This window comes from Iodobacter arcticus (assembly GCF_042664895.1).
GTDB classification, from domain to species: domain Bacteria; phylum Pseudomonadota; class Gammaproteobacteria; order Burkholderiales; family Chitinibacteraceae; genus Iodobacter; species Iodobacter arcticus.
Genome location: NZ_JBHTBQ010000006.1, coordinates 25291 through 47220, shown reverse-complemented (window position 1 = coordinate 47220; position 21930 = coordinate 25291). Strand labels below are relative to the sequence as shown.

The following is a 21930-nucleotide window of genomic DNA, read 5'->3' as shown; positions in this document are numbered from 1 at the left end:
TGCGCTCCATATTTCGGTGTGCAGCATTTGCACACCCTACGTGAATAACTTATGTACTTCGTAAAGGTATAACAATGAAAATTCTGGCAATTGCCAATCAAAAAGGCGGCGTAGGCAAAACGACTACGGCTGTTAATTTGTCTGCAAGTCTGGCGCATCTTGGCAGAAAAGTGCTGCTGGTTGATCTGGACCCGCAGGGCAATGCCACGATGGGCGTGGGGATCGATAAGGCTAAGTTAGCTAGCTCGGTTTACAACCTTTTGCTGGGTGCAACGCCGATTCAAGAAATTATCCAGCGCTCAGAATCCGCAGGGATTGATGTCTTGCCGGCCAATCGCAATTTGGCGGGGGCCGAAGTTGAGCTGGTGAATCAAGAGCACAGAGAGTCGCGCCTTAAAAATGCTTTAGCTTTAGTTGCAGATCAATACGATTACATTATTTTAGATTGCCCGCCTGCGCTGACCTTGTTAACGCTCAATGGCTTGGTGGCGGCAGATGCAGTACTCATCCCGATGCAGTGTGAATATTACGCGCTGGAGGGTTTATCTGACTTGGTGAATACGCTTAAACGGGTAAAACAGTCGATGAATCGTCATATCGAGATCGAAGGACTGCTGCGCACCATGTTTGATCCACGTTCTACCCTTGCACAACAAGTGTCAGATCAATTAATTAAACATTACACCAGTAAACTGTACCACACTGTCATACCGCGTAATATTCGCTTGGCCGAAGCACCATCCTATGGCCGCCCAATCTTGTCCTACGACAAAAACTCCAAAGGCGCACTGGCGTATCTTCAACTTGCTGAAGAGTTGCTGGCCCGTCACAACCTGCTAGAAGAGACTCCCACAGCATGAAAATGAAAGGACTTGGACGCGGTTTAGACGCCTTGATGGGAGATAGTCAGGATTCTTTACAAAATTTGCCGATTCATTCTTTGCAGCCGGGTAAATATCAACCCCGCTTACAAATGGATGAAACGGCTTTAGAAGAGCTTACTGCATCGATTCAGGCTCAGGGCTTAATGCAGCCTGTGCTGGTTCGGCCGATTGGGTTGGATAAATACGAAATTATTGCGGGTGAGCGCCGCTGGCGTGCGTCGATTAAAGCGGGCTTGGTAGAAATCCCTGCCTTGGTGCGCGAAATTGCCGATGAAGCGGCTTTGGCCATGGCCTTGATCGAGAATATTCAGCGGGAAAATTTAAATCCGCTAGAAGAAGCGCTGGGTATATCGCGTTTAGTTGAAGAATTTGGCATGACGCATGAGGCAGCGGCATTGGCGGTGGGTAAATCTAGAGCCAGTGTTTCAAACTTATTAAGGCTATTAAGCTTGTCCGAGCCACTGCGGAAGATGCTAATGGCCGATCAGCTCAGTATGGGGCATGCTCGCGCCTTGCTGCCTTTGGATGATTTACTGCAATTAGACACTGCACGAATGGTGATTTTGAAAGGCTTATCGGTGAGAGAAACCGAAGCTTTGGTGAAAAAACAACAAGAAACCGCACCAGAGAAGCCAAAACCACAACCTGATCCACATTTTTCCCAATTAGCGGCTGAGCTATCCAATAGGGTAGGGGCTAAGGTGTCGATTAAGCCTGGAAAGCAGGGAAGTGGCCGAATTACGATTGAATACAACAGCTCAGAACAATTGGATGGCTTGCTTAGCAAGATGTAACACAGCCAAGGCTAGAATAAGCTCAGTTTGGCGACAGCTAATGCTTCAAATACTCGCGCTTTAATTGAATGACAAGTAAATTTTACTTAAAAGATCAATAGGTAAAATTGACGCAACACAAATCAGGTCAGTATAATCGCGGGGTTTTTCCCTAGTGGTGAAGCAATGGTCGGGAAAGCACAAGTTCGGGGCATCATCCGACTAAAGATTGGAATCGCCATCAGTACGGCTCTCCTCCTCTTCTTGATCTTGGGACAAAATCCGGCAATTTCAAGTTTACTGGGCGGATTTATTGCGGTGATGGGCAGTGTTTTATACGCAGCCATTGCATATCGCGTTGAATTCGCTCCGCCAGCGGTACTTCTCAAGCAGCACTTTGCTGCGGAGATGTGCAAGTTGGTTTGTACACTCGTCGCTTTTGCGGCGTTGTTCATTTTGTACCGAAAGGCAGATTGGCCATGGACGTTTGTGGGTTATCTCGCCACCACCAGTGCCTTTTGGTTTGGGCTTTTGATAAAATTTGACGGCAAAAAATAAAATGACTGAACACCACGCACCAGCAAACGCCACCGAGTATATCCAACACCATTTGTCTTTTAATCAGGCAGCCAATGGTTTTCACTTGGATACCTTCTGGGTTTCTCTAGTTTTGGGTTTCCTTTTTGTTGGCATCTTTGCATTTGCCGCACGTAAGGCCACCTCAGGCGTGCCAGGTCCTTTGCAAAACTTTGTAGAAATGATCGTTGAGATGGTGGATACCCAGATCAAAGATGCATTTCACGGCAAATCAAAAGTGATCGGCCCATTTAGCCTGACCATTTTCTGCTGGGTGTTCTTAATGAATGCCATGGATTTCTTGCCAGTCGATCTTTTGCCTTGGATTGGTCAGCATGTGTTTGGTATTAACTATTTGCGTGTTGTGCCTACCGCCGACGTAAACCAGACTTTTGCGATGTCATTATCTGTATTGCTGATGATTATTGGTTTTTCGATAAAAGCTAAAGGTTTAGTGGGTTGGTTTAAAGAGTTACTGACCGCTCCATTTCATGCAGAAGGCTTTTTGATGAAGCTTATTTTGGCTCCAGTCAATTTGGCTTTCCAATTGGTAGAGCTTGTTGCAAAGCCAATTTCACTTGCTCTTCGACTTTTCGGCAATATGTATGCTGGTGAGCTGATCTTTATTCTGATCGCGCTGCTGCCATTCTGGGCGCAGTGGATGTTGGGTGCACCGTGGGCGATTTTCCACATCCTGGTTGTGACCCTGCAAGCCTTCGTATTTATGATGTTGACGATTGTTTATCTCAGCCTTGCGGTTGAAGATCACTAAAACTACCTTCGGCCAGCTTCGGCTGGCCGGTGTAAGTGTTTTGCTTTCCCCTTGTTTTACCCAACCTTCCTCTTGGAGATATTAGAAATGGTTGCACCAGAAGTAATTGCTAGCGTTCAAGGCATGACTGTAATCGCCGCCGCGATCATCATCGGTTTAGCTGCTATCGGCACTGCACTTGGTTTTGCTCTGCTTGGTGGTAAGTTCTTAGAGTCTGCTGCTCGTCAGCCAGAAATGATCCCAGTTCTGCAAACTAAGCTGTTCATTATCGCTGGTCTGTTAGATGCTATCTCGATGATCGGCGTTGGTGTTGCTATGCTTTACACCTTCAACAACCCGTTCCTGACTCCTCTGCTGAATGCCGTTGCTCAGTAATCTAGCCCGTCTTTTAGGAGGACATCAGCGTGGATATTAATCTGTCGCTTTTTGGCCAAATGATCACTTTTGCGATCTTGGTCATCTTCACGATGAAATTCGTGTGGCCTCCGCTGACCCAGATTATGGACGAGCGTGCTAAGCGCATCGCCGACGGTTTAGCCTCTGCTGATCGTGCCAAGCAAGATCTTGATTTGGCCGAGAAAGCAGCGGCTGACAAGCTTCGCGAAGCAAAGCAGCACGCGGCCGAGATCATTGCGCAAGCTGAAAAGCGTAGCGCGCAATTGGTTGAAGAAGCCAAGGGCCATGCAAAGGCAGAGGGCGAACGCCTTGTTGCCGGCGCTCAAGCGGAAATTGACCAGCAAATTCAACAGGTAAAAGAAGCCTTGCGTCAACAGGTTGCAGGTTTGGTGCTACAAGGTACTGAACAAATTCTGCGCCGCGAAGTTGACGCAAATGCCCATGCCGAGTTGTTAGCATCCATCAAAGCGGAACTGTAAGAGCGTCATGGCAGAACTCATTACCGTCGCAAGACCCTACGCCGTAGCTATCTTTCGTCTAGCCAAAGAAACCAGCACACTCCCACTATGGTCGGATGTGCTGGCTCAACTCGCCCTGATTGCAGGCAACGAGTTGGCGCTAGAAGTAGTAGCTAATCCAAAGTTTTCCGTGGCTCAGGTTAAGGAGCTGTTGCTTGGATTATTGGGTGGTCAGCAAAGCGCTGAAGTACAAAACTTCATCGATGCTTTACTTGAAAATAGTCGCTTCACTGCCTTACCGGCAATGGCTGAGCTATTTGAAGAGTACAAAGCAGCGGACGCTGGTGAAGTTGAAGCCAGCATCGAATCCGCTTTTGCTTTGACCGATACCCAGGTTGCTGAATTATCAGCAGCTTTATCCCAACAGCTGCACCGCAAGGTCACGGCCCAAGTCAGCGTTAACCCGGAACTCATCGGGGGCGTGAAGGTGACGGTAGGTGATCTGGTCGTAGACGCATCTGTCCGCGGCAAGCTAACCGCTCTCGCCTCGAGCCTGAAGAGTTAGGAGAAATCATGCAACTTAATCCGTCCGAAATCAGTGAACTGATTAAAGCTCGGATCCAGAATTTATCGACTGCAGCAGAAACGCGTACCACAGGTACAGTTGTTTCCGTAACAGACGGTATCGTTCGTGTGCACGGCCTGTCAGAGGCTATGCAGGGCGAAATGCTGGAATTCCCGGGTAATACCTTCGGTCTTGCGCTCAACTTAGAGCGTGATTCTGTTGGTGCCGTTGTGCTTGGTGATTACAAGCACATTCAAGAAGGCGACGAAGTCAAATGTACCGGCCGTATTCTGGAAGTTCCAGTAGGTCGTGAATTGATTGGTCGTGTTGTTAACTCTCTTGGCCAGCCTATCGACGGTAAAGGCCCATTGGGTACAACAGAATCTGCACCAATCGAAAGAATTGCGCCAGGCGTTATTTCCCGCCAATCTGTGTCGCAACCACTGCAAACCGGTATCAAGTCTATTGATACGATGGTGCCAGTTGGTCGTGGTCAGCGCGAGCTGATCATTGGTGACCGTCAGACCGGTAAAACTGCCGTTGCTCTAGACGCGATCATCAACCAGAAAGGCAATGGCGTGACATGTATTTATGTTGCGATTGGCCAAAAAGCTTCTTCGATCGCTAACGTAGTGCGCAAATTAGAAGAGCACGGCGCGATGGGTCACACCATTGTGGTTGCTGCTGCTGCTTCTGAAGCTGCTGCTCTGCAATACATCGCTGCATACTCCGGTTGCACGATGGGCGAATACTTCCGCGACCGCGGCGAAGATGCTTTGATCGTTTATGACGATTTGTCTAAGCAAGCTGTAGCTTACCGTCAAATTTCCCTATTACTGCGCCGTCCTCCGGGCCGTGAAGCGTATCCGGGCGATGTGTTCTACCTGCACTCGCGTCTGCTGGAACGTGCTTCCCGCATCAACGAAGCAGAAGTAGAAAAACTGACTAAGGGTGCAGTAAAAGGCAAGACCGGTTCTTTAACCGCTCTTCCTATTATTGAAACCCAAGCTGGTGACGTATCTGCATTCGTTCCAACTAACGTGATTTCGATTACTGACGGTCAGATTTTCTTGGAAACTGACTTGTTCAACGCGGGTATTCGCCCAGCAATGAACGCTGGTATCTCGGTTTCTCGCGTAGGTGGTGCAGCGCAGACCAAGGTTATTAAGAAGCTCGGTGGTGGTGTACGTTTGGCTTTGGCTCAGTATCGTGAATTGGCTGCGTTTGCGCAGTTCGCGTCTGATCTGGACGAAGCAACACGTAAGCAGCTTGAGCGCGGCAAAATGGTTACAGAGCTGATGAAGCAGGGCCAATACAGTCCGCTGAAAGTTTCTGAATTGGCCATTACGTTATTGCTAATCAACAAAGGTGTGTTTGATGACATCAAAGTTGAAAAAGCCTTGGCGTTTGAAGCTGCATTCTTGGCTGAATTGAAGACTAACCATGCAGATGTGCTGGCTCGTATCGAAGACAAGGGTGACCTAGCTTCTGATGACGAAAAAGTGATCGTTAAAGCCGTGGAAGCCTTCAAGGCCAGCGCCGCGTATTGATTTGATACGTTGAGACAAGGATCAAATCATGGCAAGCGGTAAAGAAATTCGGACCAAGATCAAGAGCGTAAAAAATACGCAAAAGATCACCCGTGCTATGGAAATGGTTGCGACATCAAAAATGCGCAAGGCTCAGGAACGCATGCGAGCGGCACGCCCTTACGGTGAAAAAATCCGTAATGTAGCTGCCCACCTGAGCGCTGCCTTTGTTGATTACACGCATCCTTATTTGCAAAAGCGCGACGTTGTTAAGCGTGTGGGCCTGATTACGATTACTTCAGACAAGGGGCTGTGTGGTGGTTTAAACACCAACTCCCTGCGTCTGGCCGTGAACCGTATGAAGGAATGGCATCAAAACGGCGTAGAAACCTCTGTCACCGCGATCGGTAACAAAGGTATTGGGTTTATGAACCGTTACGGCGCAAAGGTTTTGTCCTCTGCGCACGGACTCGGCGATACCCCGCACCTTGAGCAGCTGATTGGCCCGATCAAAGTAATGATCGACGCCTTTATTGCTGGTGAAGTAGACGAAGTTCACCTCGTTTACACTCGCTTCGTGAATACCATGAAGCAAGAGCCAGTGATGGAGCAGCTGTTGCCGCTATCAGACAATGCATTTGGCGAGCCTAAAAAAGGCTACAACTGGGAATACCTGTTTGAGCCAGATGCGAAGACTGTGATCGACGAATTAATGAGCCGTTACATTGAGGCATTGGTTTACCAAGCCGTAGCGGAAAACATTTCTTCTGAGCAAGCGGCCCGTATGGTGGCGATGAAAGCGGCGACTGATAACGCAGACAATGTGATCGGCGATCTACAGCTCCTTTACAACAAAACCCGTCAAGCAGCGATTACGAAGGAACTCTCCGAAATCGTTTCTGGCGCGGCAGCGGTGTAATGGCCCTGATGCACAATGAATAACTGGGATTAGGAATAACGATGAGCCAAGGTAAAATCGTACAAATCATTGGCCCGGTCGTCGACGTGGAATTCCCACGTGACAGCCTGCCCAAGGTGTATGACGCGATCACGCTCGACGCAGTCAACCTGACGCTGGAAGTACAACAACAGCTCGGCGACGGCGTAGTACGCGCGATTGCAATGGGTAGTACTGACGGCCTGAAGCGCGGCATGTTGGTAAGCGGTACTGGCGCACCGATTACGGTGCCGGTTGGTAACGCTACACTGGGCCGCATCATGGATGTGCTCGGTAACCCAATTGATGAAGCCGGTGAAGTGAAGAGCGAGCATAAGCGCTCGATTCACCAACTTGCACCTAAGTTCGACGAACTTAGCCAATCTATCGATCTGTTAGAAACAGGTATCAAGGTTATTGACTTGATGTGCCCGTTTGCTAAGGGCGGTAAGGTTGGTTTGTTCGGCGGTGCGGGTGTGGGTAAGACCGTTAACATGATGGAACTGATCAACAACATCGCTAAGGCACACGCTGGTTTATCCGTGTTTGCTGGTGTAGGTGAGCGTACCCGTGAAGGGAACGACTTCTACCACGAAATGAAGGACTCTAATGTTCTTGATAAAGTGGCGATGGTTTACGGTCAGATGAACGAGCCACCAGGCAACCGTTTGCGTGTAGCGCTGACAGGTTTGACTATGGCCGAGCACTTCCGTGATGAAGGTCGTGACATTCTGTTCTTCGTAGATAACATCTACCGCTACACACTGGCCGGTACTGAAGTATCTGCTCTGTTGGGCCGTATGCCTTCTGCCGTGGGTTATCAACCTACTCTGGCCGAAGAAATGGGTGCTTTGCAAGAGCGTATTACTTCGACCAAGACAGGTTCGATCACGTCGATTCAGGCCGTTTACGTGCCTGCGGATGACTTGACCGATCCATCGCCAGCAACAACATTTGCTCACTTGGATGCAACCGTTGTTCTTTCGCGTGATATCGCCTCACTGGGTATCTACCCAGCGGTTGATCCACTCGATTCAACATCGCGTCAGCTTGACCCGCAAGTTGTGGGTGAAGAGCATTACGGTGTTGCGCGTGGTGTGCAGCAAACATTGCAAAAGTACAAAGAACTGCAGGATATTATTGCGATTCTGGGTATGGATGAATTGTCTCCTGAAGACAAATTGTCGGTTTCCCGCGCACGTAAGATCCAACGTTTCTTGTCACAGCCTTTCCATGTGGCCGAAGTGTTTACTGGTTCTCCAGGCAAATACGTGCCACTGAAAGAAACCCTCAAGGGCTTCAAAGGCATTCTTAATGGCGATTACGACCATCTTCCAGAGCAAGCCTTCTACATGGTAGGCAGCATCGAAGAAGCGGTTGAAAAAGCCAAGACCATGCAATAAGGATTAGTGCCATGGCAATGACAATGCATGTGGACGTGGTAAGCGCAGAAGCACTGATTTACTCTGGCGTGGCTGAGTTTATCTCGGCACCCGCCGAAAAAGGTGAAATTGGTATTCTGCCGCGCCATGCCCCACTACTCACTCGTGTGAGGCCCGGAGCGGTGCGCATCAAAGTTGCCAATAGCGATGAAGAAGTGATTCTTTATGTTTCAGGCGGCATGTTAGAAGTGCAGCCTCATATCGTTACCGTGTTGGCAGATACTGCCATTCGCGGTAAAGATATCGACGAAGCTAAGGCGCTAGACGCCAAACGCCGCGCCGAAGAATCAATCAAGAATCACGGATCATCGATGGACTTTGCGATGGCTCAGGCCGAGCTGGTAGAAGCGGTAGCAAAACTTGCCGTGATCGACAAGCTCAAAAAGCGTGGTCACTAAGAATCTTTAGTGTGGTGATAAAAAAGGCAGCTTCGGCTGCCTTTTTTACGTCTGGAGAATGTGATTTTGTAGGGCGGGTGCAACCCGCGTATTTTTCAGCATCGCTCGCGGGTTTTACCCACCCTACAAAAGGTGCAGCATGCTGTTGGCTTAGCTTAATGCGCATAGGGCTGATCAAGTTTTAGCCCAAGCCATCGTGCTTATTTATAATTTATTCGTTTTAAAAAATGCCAGCATCGTCTGCACCTGCTGGGCTTGCTCGCTTAGCTGCTCGGCGGTGGCAGAGAGTTGTTCTGATGCGGCGGCATTGGTTTGTAGTAGTTGTGAAAGCTGGTCGATATTGTGGTTGATTAGCTCTAGCTCATGGCTTTGCTCGAAGCTACTTGCGGCGATTTCTTGCACTAAATCGGCGGTTTTTCTAATTGAGGGCTCGATTTTATTTAACAGCATGCCTGCTGATTCTGCCAGTTGTACGCTGCTGCCTGATAATTCGCCAATTTCTTGCGCTGCGGTTTGGCTACGCTCGGCTAATCTGCGTACTTCCCCTGCTACAACGGCAAAGCTCTTGCCATTGATACCTGCTCGGGCCGCTTCAATAGCTGCGTTGAGGGCGAGCAGATTGGTTTGATAGGCAATATCGTCGATTATTTTGATTTCTTTGGCAATTTTTCGCATGGCTAGCACGGTTTGCTGCACGGATTCGCAGCCATTTCTGGCATCTAAAGATGATTGCTGGGCCATGCCATCGGTAATGTGGGCATTTTGGGTGTTCTGATTAATATTGACGCTTAGAGTATCGATAGAAGCACTGCTTTCCTCGATATTATTCGCGTTTTCGGTGGTGTTTTGGCATAGCGCCAGCGCGGCGCTGGAAACCTCTGCTGAGGATAAGGCGCTAATACTGGCTGCGGTTCTAAGCTCGATGACAATATGGTTGAGTTTTTTTACCATCTGGCTCATGGCAAAAAGCAGGCTGCTCTGATCTTCAGGCTGCACGATGACTTTTACGCTTAAATCGCCTGCAGCAACTTGTGTGGCAATATGTGCAGCGTAAGCAGGTTCTCCTCCCAGCTGGCGCAGGATTTGCTGGGTGCTGAACCATACTGCAGCAAGGCCGATGAGAAAGCCTGAAAGGGCTGCAATAACCACCACCCAAAAGATACGGTGGCCCTGAGCATCAATCTGCTTACGGGCAATTGCAATATCGTTTTCTTCTAGTTTTACCAATTTGCTGAGATGGGCCATTGCCGCTTTATAAGCACTGTAGGCATCACCATTGATAAGGGCATACGCCTCTGTGGGTTGGCCTTGCCGTGTAAGCTTAAAGGCTTCTTTATCTATTTTTTCAAATTGCAGCAGCTGCTTGCGGGCCTCGTCAATTAAAGCCTTACGGCTAGTATCGCTTTCTAGTGCGTATAAGCTTGTTAAAGCGCTGCGCCCTTTATCTAAATTGATCTGGAATTGTTTCTCGGCATCCGCCTCCATTTGCGTAGTCCAAGCATGGATTTGATTACGATCATCGGTGGTGGTGCTATTGATATGAAACGCGGCCTGATTCGCCAGAAAAACTCTGCGCGCATTTTCATCTAAAGCATTAGAGGCAAGGCGGCTGATCGATGAAATGGCGTGCAAAGAAAGTAGCACAATCAGCATCGTTACCAGCGTAAGCAAGCCTGCTGGCAGCATGATTTTCCAGATAATTTTAAGATCCCGCATACGTCATGCCCTCCTTTTCTTCCTTTAGATTAGCTGGCGTCTTGCTTAGCTGCTGCTTTACCTTGCTTAAATAACACCTTATTACCTTCGTCGCATGCCTTGCGCCTAGCCGTTTTTCGGCTCAGCACAATTCTGAATCAAACGTCAACAGACCCTAGGGTTCAAAGCAATTGCACTTGCTATGCAAGCTGGCATGATAAGTATTCTTACCTATAGAGATCCTATGCAAATGAGCCAAACCGCTTACCAAGCTGTGCTTGCAACCTTCACCCGTATTTATCGCTATGAGCATCTGGGCTCTTTGGCTAGCTGGGATCAGGCCGCCATGATGCCATCCAAAGGCAATGACGCGCGCGGTGCCGCCATGGCGGAGCTGGATGTGCTGATCCATAACACGCTGACCGACCCGGCATTGGCCGAGTTGATCAAGGAGGCAGAGCTGGAGGATTTAAGCGAGGTAGAGCAAGCCAGCTTGCGTGAAATTAAGCGCGACTGGGAGCAGGCCAATTTGCTACCTGCCAGCTTGGTAGAAGCCAAGACACTTGTAGGATCGCATTGCTCACATGAGTGGCGTACTCAGCGATCCAATAATGATTGGCAGGGTTTTTTAGCCAATTTTCGCGAAGTAGTGCGTTTATCTCGCGAAGAAGCACAGCTTCTGGCTAAGGAAACCGGCTTATCGCCTTACGAAGCGCTATTGAATAAATATGAGCCGGGCATGACTTGCGCCGAGCTGGATCGTATTTTTGGCGATGTAAAAAGCTGGTTGCCTGGGCTGATTAGCCAAGCGATGGAGCAGCAAGGCACAGAGCAATTGATCGCAGCAACTGGCCCGTTTGCGGTCGAAAAACAACGCGCCTTGGGCCTGGAAGTGATGGCCTTGTTGGGTTTTGATTTTGAAGGCGGTCGCTTGGATGTTTCGACGCATCCATTCTGCGGTGGTGTGCCGGAAGACGTGCGTATTACCACCCGCTATCGCGAAGATGATTTTATGCAAAGCATGATGGGCATCGTGCATGAAACGGGCCATGCCCGTTACGAGCAAAATCTACCGCGTGAAACGGTCGCTTTGCCGGTTGGCCGCGCTCGTTCAATGGGCATTCACGAAAGCCAGAGCTTATCGTTTGAAATGCAATTAGGCCGCAACCCAGCGTTTTTGGCACTAATTAGTCCGCTGGTTAAAAAGCATCTTGGGGACCAGCCTGCATTTGAGGCGGCCAATTTAGCCAAAATGTACACCCGTGTTCGCCCTGATTTTATTCGCGTCGATGCGGATGAGCTGACTTACCCTGCGCACGTTATTTTGCGCTACGAAATTGAACGTGCGCTGATTGATGGCGAGATCGAAGCCGACGATGTGCCCGCCTTGTGGGATGAAAAAATGCAGGCCTATCTGGGCGTGGATACCAAGGGCAATTTTAAAAATGGTTGCTTGCAAGATATCCACTGGACCGATGGCATGTTTGGCTATTTCCCTAGCTACACGCTTGGCGCAATGTACGCCGCGCAGTATTTTGCGGCGATTCGCAAGCTGCACCCGGATATGGATGAACGCATTGCTGCGGGTGATTTAGAGCCGATCTTTAGCTGGCTGAATGCCAATATCTGGCGCCAAGCCAGCCAGTGGGAAACGGGTGATTTAGTCCGTCGCGCCACAGGCGAATCGCTTAATCCTGCGCATTTTCGCAAGCATCTAGAACAGCGTTATCTGGCTTAATAAGGTCTTTTGTAGGGTGTGAAACGACGAAGTCGTTACGCACCGATAGCCGGTGCGCAAGAAAAACGAATGGCACACCCTAAGAAGAATCGGCTTTTTTTCTGTTTCTTGTCCTAAAGGATGCCTCTAGAGGATGAGTACTATTTGCTCTTGTGAGCACTCCAAATAGATTGTCTAAAGTGTTCGCATTACGCATTGACGCGGGTTTGTAGCGAAAAAAGGGTTAAAATAATGTCTTTTAGCTTACTAGGTCTTGTCGTATGAGCGCTTTGCTTGATGTAGTTGTTCTCGCTGCCGGCCAAGGCAAGCGTATGTACTCCAAAATGCCTAAGGTTTTGCATCGCTTGGCGGGCAAGCCGCTGTTGGGGCATGTGCTTGATACTGCACGACATTTAAAACCGAGCAAGCTGGTGGTGGTTTATGGCCATGGTGGCCAGCAGGTACAAGAAGAGCTGTTAGGTAGCAAAGATCTAGCTTGGGCACATCAGGCCGAGCAGTTGGGCACGGGTCACGCGTTGGCGCAGGCTTTGCCGCATTTGCAGGGTGAAACCACGCTGATGCTATACGGCGATGTGCCTTTAACTCGTTTAGCTACGCTGCAAGCGCTGTTAGCAGCAAGCAGCCAGGGTAAATTAGGGATCCTGACGGATATCCTGGACGATGCCACCGGCTATGGCCGTATTGTTCGCGATGCAGAGGGTAAGGTGACCTGCATCGTTGAGCAAAAAGACGCAAGCCCTGAGCAAGCCGCCATTAAAGAAATGAATACCGGAATTTTAGTGCTGCCAACAGCCAAGCTGGCTGGCTGGCTCTCCGAGCTTAAAAATGACAATGCCCAAGGCGAATATTACGCTACCGATTTGATTGCCTTGGCTGTGCGTGATGGTATTGAGATTGCCACCGTGCACCCGCAAGACCATTGGGAGGCCGAAGGGATTAATAATAAGGTGCAATTGGCCCAGCTGGAGCGTATTCATCAGGCCGAGATTGCCCAATCCCTCTTGCTGGCGGGTGTAAGCCTGATCGATCCGGCACGTATTGATGTACGTGGTACGCTGCGTCATGGTATGGATGTGATTATCGACGTGAATTGCGTATTTGAAGGCGAAGTGATTCTGGGTGAAAACGTAAAAGTCGGTGCAAATTGTGTTTTAAAGAATGTAACGATTAACGACGACACCATTATTCACCCATTCAGTCATCTGGAAAACGCGGTCGTGGGTAAGGGTAATCTGATCGGCCCGTTTGCCCGTCTGCGCCCCGGTGCCGAGCTGGCCGACGATGTGCATATTGGCAACTTTGTAGAAATCAAAAAAGCCACTATTGGTAAAGGCTCAAAAGTAAACCACCTGAGCTATATCGGCGACACCACTATGGGCAGCAAGGTGAATGTAGGTGCGGGTACGATTACGGCTAATTACGACGGCGTGAATAAATTTCGCACCGTGATTGAAGACGAAGTGCGCATCGGCTCGAATAATGTGCTGGTAGCACCCGTCACGATTGGGACAGGCGCAACCACAGGCGCAGGATCGGTGATCAGCAAAAATGCACCGGCTGGCGAGCTGACTGTGGCACGGGCCAAGCAGGTGACGATTTATGGCTGGCAGCGGCCGGTAAAGAAGTAACTCTTTGGGCGCTTGCAAGTATTAAATCATCGTAGGGCGGGTGAAACCCGCCGCTTTTTATAGCCTTTTATGTTCAAATCTGGCGGGTTTCACCCGCCCTACGCATGCATCAAGCGATGCCTTTTAGATCAACTTCTATTCAGGCCAGCACAGTTCCCGCTGGCTTTCAAAGCGCCTGTTCTCTCCCGTAAACGGATCAACAAACTCAATGGCCCGCGCTAATAATTGCAGAGGGCGGCTGAAGTCATCGCCTTTTTCGGGCAGTAATTCGGGATACCAAGGGTCATTTAAAATCGGCACGCCAAGCGCACTTAAATGGGTGCGTAGCTGGTGTTTCTTGCCGGTATGCGGCTTAAGGCGATAACGCGCCCAAGCGCCGCGTTGCTCAATCAGCTCGATATAGGTTTCGCTATTGGGTTCCCCTAGCGCTTCTTCCATGGTGAACATGCCCTGTTGCTCCTGCATAAAGCTGCGATGCACACGGGGTAGATCCAAATCAGCGCGAAAAGGCGCGATTGCCTCGTATTCCTTTGCCACATCCCGCTCTGAAAACAGCGCGTGGTAGCCAGCGCGGCAGGCTGGGTCGAGGCTGAACAACATAATCCCTGCTGTTTCCCTATCTAAGCGATGAATTGGCGCAATGTCGGGCGCACCTAGCGACTTACGTAATCGGGTTAGCAGCGTTTCTTGTAAATAACGCCCAGCCGGAATGCAGGCCAAAAAATGTGGCTTATCCGCCACTAGCAAGCGTTCATCCTGATACAAAATATGCTCCGCAAAAGGCACCGGCGTTTCTTCGGGCACTTCGCGGTAATACCAAATCCGGCCATTAGGCTGATAGCTACTCGCAACATTCAACACTTCGCCCTGATGATCGACGATCTCGCCGCGCTCTAAACGCCCACGCAAAATTTCGGCAGGCATATGTGGAAAGCGGGTGATTAAAAACGTCAGCAAATCAGGCCATTGTCCGGCAGGCAGCTGCAAAAAACTCGGGGCAATACCATCGCGATGCGGCAGGGGAGAAGTACGGCGTTTACTCATGAGCGGGGCAATAAAAGGCAAAGGAGCTGCAGTTTACGGGGCGGGGGCAGGGAAAGGAACCTTAGCATTTGTAGATTGGGCAAGTTTTTCTCCGTGCTTATACGTATCAAGTCAGGTATTTATCATAGTCGTCCACACAGATACAAATTTCGCATTATCGTAGGGCGGGTGAAACCCGCCGTTTTCTGTCGCATTTCATGCCAAAGGCTGGCGGGTTTCACCCGCCCTACAAAAGATGCAATGCATGACATTAGCTTTAGTGATGCTTATAGGGCGTGGCCTCCGTGGTTCAAGACCTAGGTTTTCCCACTGCGTACGAGCAATTAACCCTCGTTTGACTGTGGGATTTGTGCAGGGTGGAAGCGGTGGCGATCACAATCGGGTAAAATCCCGCTTTTAAAGTATATGTTGGCCGCGATTTGCGGCGAAAGGATGATATGAGTCTCAAATGCGGCATCGTTGGCCTGCCTAATGTCGGTAAATCGACCCTGTTTAATGCACTGACCAAGGCCGGTATTGCGGCTGAAAACTATCCTTTTTGCACCATCGAGCCTAACGTCGGCATCGTTGAAGTACCGGATGTGCGTCTCGCTCAGCTAGCTGAAATTGTAAAACCACAGAAAATCCAATCCGCGATCGTAGAATTCGTGGATATCGCGGGCCTTGTGGCTGGCGCGTCTAAGGGTGAAGGCTTGGGTAACAAGTTCCTCGCCAACATTCGCGAAACCGACGCGATTGTGAACGTGGTTCGCTGCTTTGAAGACGATAACGTTATTCACGTGAATGGCCGTGTAGACCCCATCGCCGATATCGAAACCATCGGTATCGAGCTGGCACTGGCCGATTTGGCCACTGCAGAAAAAGTATTTACCCGCGATAGCAAAAAAGCCCGCGCAGGTGACAAAGAAGCCATTCAAATGGTGGCGGTATTAGAAAAGCTTATCCCATTGCTAAATGATGGCAAGCCAGCACGCTCGGCTGGTCTGAGTGATGACGAAGTTTTGGCGATTAAATCGCTCTGCCTGATGACCATCAAGCCAGCCATGTACGTGGCCAATGTGGCCGAAGATGGTTTCAAAAATAATCCGCTACTCGATCGCCTAGTTGCCCATGCCGCTCTAGAGGGCGCACCGGTTGTAGCTGTATGTGCTGCCATCGAAGCCGAAATCGCCGAGCTGGATGACGCCGATAAGCAAGAATTCCTCGCCGAGCTGGGCCTAGAAGAGCCAGGCTTAAATCGCCTGATTCGCGTTGGTTACGATTTACTCGGCCTGCAAACCTACTTTACCGCTGGCGTAAAAGAAGTACGTGCTTGGACCATCCACAAAGGCGACACCGGCCCACAAGCCGCTGGCGTGATCCACACCGACTTCGAACGCGGCTTTATCCGCGCCCAAACCATCGCTTTTGATGATTTCATCCAATACAAGGGTGAACAAGGCGCAAAAGAAGCGGGCAAGATGCGTGCAGAAGGGAAAGAATACGTAGTGAAAGACGGCGATGTATTGAATTTCTTGTTCAACGTTTAATTGTGCTCACAGGGTTCTTATTAAGCGACGCCGTGTAATAAAAATCATAGAGGCGGTATTTTTATACCGCCTCTATGATTATTTTGTCCTTTTATTCAGCTGCTGTTCCAAGGTTTCTAGCTCCTTCAGATCGTCTGTATCTGCTTTATGCGCCTCTTGTTGCCGACGCTGAATATCAAAAACGTCATATCGCTCGCGAGCAATGGTTTTCATAGCCGCGTGGCTTACCGAGCCTGTGCCTTGCAGAATAGGGCGATCATTGAATTCCAGTAAGCGATCGACATTGTTACGCCAAAAGTCGAGTGTTAGTTGCTTACGGTCTTTAATTCGTAATTCGGCCTGCTCAAGAAAAATAACAACAAGGCGGTTCAGTGAATCAATTTCGTCGCTGCTCAGATAATTTTTGGCAATGATTACATCCGCTTTGCGTACACGGCTTCCGGTCCAAGAGGTGAGTGCCATGTTTGCTTGCATTGGATCAGCGCGGGCGATGACCAGCTCGGCTGCGGTTTGACGGGTAACAGCATATAACAGCTTATTTTGCACTTCGGCGAAAAAAAGCTGAGCTTGCTGCCCCTGATCCTGATAATCGATGCTAAGTGCAAAAAGATCGCGTACTTTCTGGTAAAAGCGTTTTTCCGATGCACGAATCTCGCGAATACGTGCCAGTAATTCATCAAAATAATCCCAGCCACCGGGGTTTTTAAGGCGCTCATCGTCCATGATGAAGCCTTTGACCAAATACTCAGTTAAATGGCGGGTGGCCCACTGACGAAACTCGGTACCACGCGGCGAACGAACGCGGTAACCCACGGCCAGTATAATTTCCAGATTGTAAGATTTTAGGCTGCGTTTAACTTGGCGCTTACCCTCGGATCGAACTTGTAAGTCTTCTTTACAAGTTGCCTGTGGGAGTAACTCTGTTTCTAGGTAAATAGCCCGAATATGCTGGGTCACTGCTTGTGGGCTAATTTGAAATAGCTCGGCAATTTCAGCTTGTGTCAGCCAGACAGTGCCATGTTCTGTGCGTAAATTGAATTGGGTTTGCCCATCTTCGGTGCAGTACAGAATTAGCTCGCTCATGCTGCTTGCTCCACTAAGGTTTCAGCGAGGTGGGTAAGGGATTTCTGGCTGGCAGTGAGGCGCTGGCGTAGGTCGGTGCAGAGGGCGCGTAGCGCTTCGACGCGGGCTATGATGCGGGATTGAACTGCCAAGGGTGGCATCGGAAATAAGCAGTTTTTTAACTGCGTCATATTGATTGAAGCCAAGTTGGTTGTTTGCTTCGCTGATGAAGCAAAGTACGCTCGCGCATCATTTGAATTTAAGTACAACTCAGCCCAACGGTAATTCCATTCAGAGTATGTCGCACGAACTTTAAAGACATGGTTCTGATGCAAGCACGTGGGCAAATTTTCTTCCCAAACACAAGTTCGCCCAACCTTATCCCAATCACCCCCCTCAGTGATTAGCAAGTCGCCATGCTTCAGCGAAAACCTTTCAAGCTCAGATTCATCAATAATTAGTTCTTTGACATCATGAAGTACTAATTTCCAGCGTTGAACATTCGCCACACGCAAATACGGTAATAATATTGGGTCTGGTATAGCTGTTTTTCGACCTAGCGTTACCCCACTTGAAATGCTCGCAATATCACCAAATCTCACCCACTCCCACCCCTGCGGCAGGTTGAATGGTTTTTCTTCGTCGGTGATGGAGGGGAGTGGTTTGTCTTTTTTGATTTTACCCTCGGCAATCAGCCGGTCTTTCTCGGCGCGGATTTGTTTGAGTAGTTCGCTGGCGGGTTCGTCGTTGGGGTCTTGTTCAACCAGCAGTCCGCGCACGGCGAGTTGGAGTAGCGTTTGTTCGAATGCGTCGACGGCGGCGGGTCTATCGAGGATGAGGTCGAAACTCTGCGCCAGTCGAGTCCAGTTTTCTTGCAACTGATGCGCCGATTCGCTGGCGGCGAGTGCGTCAAATAGCGTGGCGGTGAGGCGGGTGTGTTGCTTGGCCTCCAGCTTGCCGCGCGTTTCCAGCGCATCACACAGCGCCATCAACTCTTCGACCTTGGCGACGATGCGGGATTGTTCGGTCTTAGTACATAAAGGCACCGGAATATTACGCAAATCGCCTTGCGATATATTCACTTGGCTTTCGGCCATGCCACTCTTAGCAGCATCTAAGCACTGATAAGACCAGCCAGCATTTAAACAAAGCACTATAAATTGTGCATCTATTAAATCGTCCAACACATGAAAACGAACAATCTTGTCCGAAATCATCAATCTGGGAGGCGTATTTTGGACTAAACAACTAATTCCAACTCGATTTCTTGGCCCCGCTCGAGTGATCAAAATATCGCCATTTTGCGTCTCAATCTCTGGCCTTGGGACTAAGGTTGATGGCAACAACTTATTTTGATGTGCCTGATACTCCATCAACTGCACGGCAGTTGTTTTCAAAACTGCCCATTGCTCTGCCGTGGATTGAGGCTCAGACAAACAAGCGGGGCTCCAACCAGAACCAATTGAAGTGATTATTTCGCTAATAGTTGTCCATGACCATTTTTCAGGTAGCTCATATGGGGCATCATCAAAAGAAACTTCTTTAATTTTGTCTTTTTTGATTTTCCCCTCTGCAATCAGCCGGTCTTTCTCAGCACGGATTTGCTTGAGCAGCTCGCTGGCAGGTTCGTCGTTCGCATCTTGCGGCACCAGCTTGCCTTGCACTGCCAGAGTTAAAATCAGTTCGCGCAGGCGCTTGATGCCGTCGGTGGCGGTGGCGAGCAGGTTAAAGCCTTCGGTGAGTTTCATTGGGTATTTCCATCTAAGCCATGATGATCAATGGCTGCAAGCTGATACATCACTAATCTATTAAGGGCAGATTGCATCTTAACTTCCTGTCGCCCGTCATTCCCACGTGCTCTTGGCGGGAATCCAGCAGAGCGGCTGGATCCCTGATAAAAATACGCGGGGCTGACGACTTTTTTTTAAAGTTTAGGGCGTTTGATCGTCGCTTTTGCGGTCAGCATTTTCGAGTAGGCTACGGTCGCGTTGCAATTCGGCTTGCAGTTCGGCTTCGGTCGGCAAGTAGGCTTGGTAGCGGCTGGCAAATAATTGCTGACTGTCGGCGAGTAAGGAGTATTTGGCGACGGCTTCGTTACGTTCAGAGCACAAAATCAGGCCGAGTGTGGGGTTGTCGCCTTCGCCTCGGTATTGCTCTTCAAACACCCGCACATACATATCCATCTGGCCAACGTCTTGGTGGCTGAGTTTGCCGACTTTTAAATCGACCAGTAAAAAGCATTTAAGCAGATAGTTGTAAAACACCAGGTCGACAAAAAAATCATCGCCTTCAACGCGTAGCTGCTTTTGTCGTGACACAAAGGCAAAGCCTTTACCAAGCTCAAGCAAGAAGGTTTGCAACTGGGTAATCAGGCCACTTTCGAGCTCTTTTTCATAGAGCGTGGCGCTGGGCTGTGCACCGATGAATTCTAAAACATAGGGGTCACGGATAAAGTCACGCGGATCGTTCGGTGCTTGCTGCTCAATCAGCGCCACCGCTTCGCTACGCACGGCGGCTTGGTCTTGGCTGGATAACAGGCGTTCATAAAACAAGGTACTTACTTGGCGGTCTAGGGCGCGCGTGCTCCAGCCTTGGCTGGCGGCTTCATTGGCATACCATTCGCGGGCAATCGGGTCGGCAATCCGAATCAGGGTTTTGTAATGCGTCCAACGTAATTCTCTCCGCGCTGCGGAGAGAATTGGGAACTCTAGGTAAAACTGGCGGAAGTTCCACAGGCTTTGCGGTGAAAAGCCTGTGCCATATTCAGCACTGAGCTGCTGCGACAATTGCTTGAGCGTCTGTTTACCGTACTCGGCCCGTACCGCGCCGCCCTGCTCATCTTCCACAATCAAACGGCCAATCTGCCAGTAGCTTTGCACCATGACATCATTGATGCTATGGCGTACTTGCTGCTGTGCGCTATTGAGGACTTGGCGAACTTGCTCGAAGAGCGGTTGGCCATGGATAGGCAAGGTCATGCTTTACCCTCAAGTGCGGCGGCGAGAATGGTTTTGAGCTGGTTGCGGATGGCTTGCGCGTCCGCTTGCAGGGCTTGGTATTGCGCCAGCAGCTCGTCAGGATCATGGCTGATGACTTCGCCAACGTGCGGGTTTTTCTGGTCGAGGTTGAAGCCCTTGGCGCGGATGTCGGCTATGCTGATTTTCCACGCGAATTCGTTTTCTACGCGGCTGGCAAAGCCATCGGCCTCGTTGCCCCACCAGGCTTTTTCTACGTCAAATTCATCGATGCGGATGGGCTTGGTTTTGCTGTAGCTCTTGTAACCGGTGGGGTATTGGTGCTCGTAGTACCAGACATCTTTAGTTGGCTGGCCTTTGGTGAAGAACAGCAGATTGGTTTTGATGCCGGTGTAGGGTGCAAACACGCCATTGGGCAGGCGCACAATGGTGTGCAGATTGCATTCGGACAGCAATTTTTCTTTGATGCGCGTTTTTACGCCTTCACCAAACAGCGTGCCATCGGGCAATACCACGGCGGCGCGGCCATTGTGTTTCAGCAGCTCGGTAATCAGTACCAGGAATAAATCGGCGGTTTCTTTGGTGCGGATATCTGCAGGGAAATTAGATTCCGTGCCTGGCTCTTCGGTGCCGCCAAAGGGCGGATTGGTCAGAATTACATCGACCATATCCCGTGGGCCATAGCTGGCCAGTGGTTTGCTCAGGGTATTGTCATGGCGGATTAGCGATGGCACTTCAATACCATTGAGCAACATATTGGTGACGCAGAGCAGATGGGGCATTTGCTTTTTTTCTACGCCATGAATGGCTTGCTGCAAGACGCTCTCGTCTTCCACCGACTTCACTTGCGTGCGCAAATGCCGCAGGGCGCAGCTTAAAAATCCACCCGTGCCGCAAGCAGGGTCGAGCACTTTTTCACCCAGCTGCGGGTTGATCATATCGACCATAAACTGCGTTACCGCACGCGGGGTATAAAACTCCCCGGCATTACCGGCGTTTTGCAGATCTTTAAGAATCTTTTCGTACAGATCATTAAACAGGTGGCGGTCTTGCTGGCTGTTAAAATCAATTTCATTGATTTTATTAATCACTTGCCGCAGCAACTGACCCGACTTCATATAGTTAAAAGCGTCTTGAAACACCGATTGCACCACAAAGGCACGCGGGTTCATGATTGCATCGGCATTTAGGTTTTTTAGCGTGGCAAACAAATCGTTATTTACAAAACCCAGCAGCTCATCCCCTGTAATGCCCTCGGCATCCGCCGCCCAGTTACGCCAGCGCATCGGCTCTGGCATCGGCGACTGATACATATCCCGCATCATTTCTATTTCGGTTTCTTGGTCGTCAAAAATCTTTAAAAATAATAGCCAGGAAATTTGGGAAATGCGCTGCGCGTCGCCATCAATACCGGCGTCTTGGCGCATGATGTCTTGGATGGATTTAATAAGGGTGTTGCTGATGGTCATTGTTATTTCCGTTCGGACAGAGTCCGTTTTTTATTCGTTCGCCCTGAGCGAAGTCGAAGG

Annotated in this window: 20 protein-coding genes; 14 read left to right on the top strand and 6 right to left on the bottom strand. The window is 49.7% G+C overall.

The window, feature by feature from the left end:
• Window positions 1–68: 68 nt before the first annotated feature.
• The 11 genes from ACFQNF_RS03015 (at window position 69) to ACFQNF_RS02965 (ending at window position 8730) form a co-directional block, all read left to right on the top strand.
• Window positions 69–860, top strand: coding sequence for a ParA family protein (locus ACFQNF_RS03015; RefSeq protein WP_465262202.1), 792 nt, complete (start codon window positions 69–71; stop codon window positions 858–860).
• Window positions 857–1678 (top strand): ParB/RepB/Spo0J family partition protein, encoded by an 822-nt coding sequence (locus ACFQNF_RS03010; RefSeq protein ID WP_380185983.1) that lies wholly within the window; start codon window positions 857–859, stop codon window positions 1676–1678. Before ACFQNF_RS03015 ends, ACFQNF_RS03010 begins: the two co-directional genes overlap by 4 nt.
• Before the next feature lie 165 nt (window positions 1679–1843).
• A complete protein-coding gene (locus ACFQNF_RS03005) occupies window positions 1844–2215 on the top strand; it encodes an ATP synthase subunit I (RefSeq protein ID WP_380185981.1) in 372 nt (123 codons plus the stop codon).
• Window position 2216: 1 nt separating this feature from the next.
• Window positions 2217–3005, top strand: a complete 789-nt coding sequence (gene atpB, locus ACFQNF_RS03000; protein ID WP_380185979.1) for a F0F1 ATP synthase subunit A — start codon at window positions 2217–2219, stop codon at window positions 3003–3005.
• An 87-nt stretch (window positions 3006–3092) separates the two neighbouring features.
• A complete protein-coding gene (gene atpE, locus ACFQNF_RS02995; protein ID WP_046353800.1) occupies window positions 3093–3380 on the top strand; it encodes a F0F1 ATP synthase subunit C in 288 nt (95 codons plus the stop codon).
• 29 nt (window positions 3381–3409) lie between these two features.
• A complete protein-coding gene (locus tag ACFQNF_RS02990; RefSeq protein ID WP_380185977.1) occupies window positions 3410–3880 on the top strand; it encodes a F0F1 ATP synthase subunit B in 471 nt (156 codons plus the stop codon).
• A gap of 7 nt (window positions 3881–3887) precedes the next feature.
• Window positions 3888–4424: a F0F1 ATP synthase subunit delta gene (locus ACFQNF_RS02985; RefSeq protein ID WP_380185976.1), complete on the top strand. Its 537-nt coding sequence runs from the start codon at window positions 3888–3890 to the stop codon at window positions 4422–4424.
• 8 nt (window positions 4425–4432) lie between these two features.
• Window positions 4433–5974, top strand: coding sequence for a F0F1 ATP synthase subunit alpha (gene atpA, locus ACFQNF_RS02980; RefSeq protein WP_380185975.1), 1542 nt, complete (start codon window positions 4433–4435; stop codon window positions 5972–5974).
• Window positions 5975–6002: 28 nt separating this feature from the next.
• Entirely contained in the window at window positions 6003–6872 is an 870-nt protein-coding gene (gene atpG / locus ACFQNF_RS02975) for a F0F1 ATP synthase subunit gamma (protein WP_380185973.1), read from the top strand.
• 41 nt (window positions 6873–6913) lie between these two features.
• Window positions 6914–8293, top strand: a complete 1380-nt coding sequence (gene atpD / locus ACFQNF_RS02970) for a F0F1 ATP synthase subunit beta (RefSeq protein ID WP_046353805.1) — start codon at window positions 6914–6916, stop codon at window positions 8291–8293.
• Between the two features lie 11 nt (window positions 8294–8304).
• Window positions 8305–8730, top strand: coding sequence for a F0F1 ATP synthase subunit epsilon (locus ACFQNF_RS02965; protein WP_046353806.1), 426 nt, complete (start codon window positions 8305–8307; stop codon window positions 8728–8730).
• Window positions 8731–8934: 204 nt separating this feature from the next.
• On the opposite strand, the gene ACFQNF_RS02960 is transcribed toward ACFQNF_RS02965, so the two are convergent.
• Complete coding sequence (locus tag ACFQNF_RS02960) at window positions 8935–10446, bottom strand: methyl-accepting chemotaxis protein (RefSeq protein ID WP_380185971.1); 1512 nt, start codon at window positions 10444–10446, stop codon at window positions 8935–8937.
• A gap of 223 nt (window positions 10447–10669) precedes the next feature.
• On the opposite strand from ACFQNF_RS02960, the gene ACFQNF_RS02955 reads away from it, so the two are divergent.
• A complete protein-coding gene (locus ACFQNF_RS02955; RefSeq protein WP_380185969.1) occupies window positions 10670–12163 on the top strand; it encodes a carboxypeptidase M32 in 1494 nt (497 codons plus the stop codon).
• A 260-nt stretch (window positions 12164–12423) separates the two neighbouring features.
• Window positions 12424–13791, top strand: a complete 1368-nt coding sequence (gene glmU / locus ACFQNF_RS02950) for a bifunctional UDP-N-acetylglucosamine diphosphorylase/glucosamine-1-phosphate N-acetyltransferase GlmU (RefSeq protein ID WP_380185968.1) — start codon at window positions 12424–12426, stop codon at window positions 13789–13791.
• A gap of 135 nt (window positions 13792–13926) precedes the next feature.
• Here the strand turns inward: glmU and ACFQNF_RS02945 are convergent, their stop codons facing one another.
• Entirely contained in the window at window positions 13927–14835 is a 909-nt protein-coding gene (locus ACFQNF_RS02945) for an RluA family pseudouridine synthase (protein ID WP_380185966.1), read from the bottom strand.
• Between the two features lie 437 nt (window positions 14836–15272).
• On the opposite strand from ACFQNF_RS02945, the gene ychF reads away from it, so the two are divergent.
• Complete coding sequence (ychF, locus tag ACFQNF_RS02940; protein ID WP_380185964.1) at window positions 15273–16364, top strand: redox-regulated ATPase YchF; 1092 nt, start codon at window positions 15273–15275, stop codon at window positions 16362–16364.
• Between the two features lie 78 nt (window positions 16365–16442).
• On the opposite strand, the gene ACFQNF_RS02935 is transcribed toward ychF, so the two are convergent.
• The 4 genes from ACFQNF_RS02935 to ACFQNF_RS02920 all read right to left on the bottom strand — a co-directional run bounded on the left by ACFQNF_RS02935 (window position 16443) and on the right by ACFQNF_RS02920 (window position 21870).
• Entirely contained in the window at window positions 16443–17447 is a 1005-nt protein-coding gene (locus tag ACFQNF_RS02935; protein WP_380185962.1) for a virulence RhuM family protein, read from the bottom strand.
• Window positions 17444–19174, bottom strand: coding sequence for a restriction endonuclease subunit S (locus ACFQNF_RS02930; protein ID WP_380185960.1), 1731 nt, complete (start codon window positions 19172–19174; stop codon window positions 17444–17446). Before ACFQNF_RS02930 ends, ACFQNF_RS02935 begins: the two co-directional genes overlap by 4 nt.
• Window positions 19175–19357: 183 nt before the next feature.
• The gene (locus tag ACFQNF_RS02925) at window positions 19358–20404 is read right to left on the bottom strand and encodes a PDDEXK nuclease domain-containing protein (protein WP_380185958.1); all 1047 of its coding nucleotides are present in this window, start codon (window positions 20402–20404) and stop codon (window positions 19358–19360) included.
• On the bottom strand, window positions 20401–21870 hold the full coding sequence (locus ACFQNF_RS02920; protein ID WP_380185956.1) for a type I restriction-modification system subunit M: 1470 nt from the start codon (window positions 21868–21870) through the stop codon (window positions 20401–20403). Before ACFQNF_RS02920 ends, ACFQNF_RS02925 begins: the two co-directional genes overlap by 4 nt.
• Window positions 21871–21930: the final 60 nt, after the last annotated feature.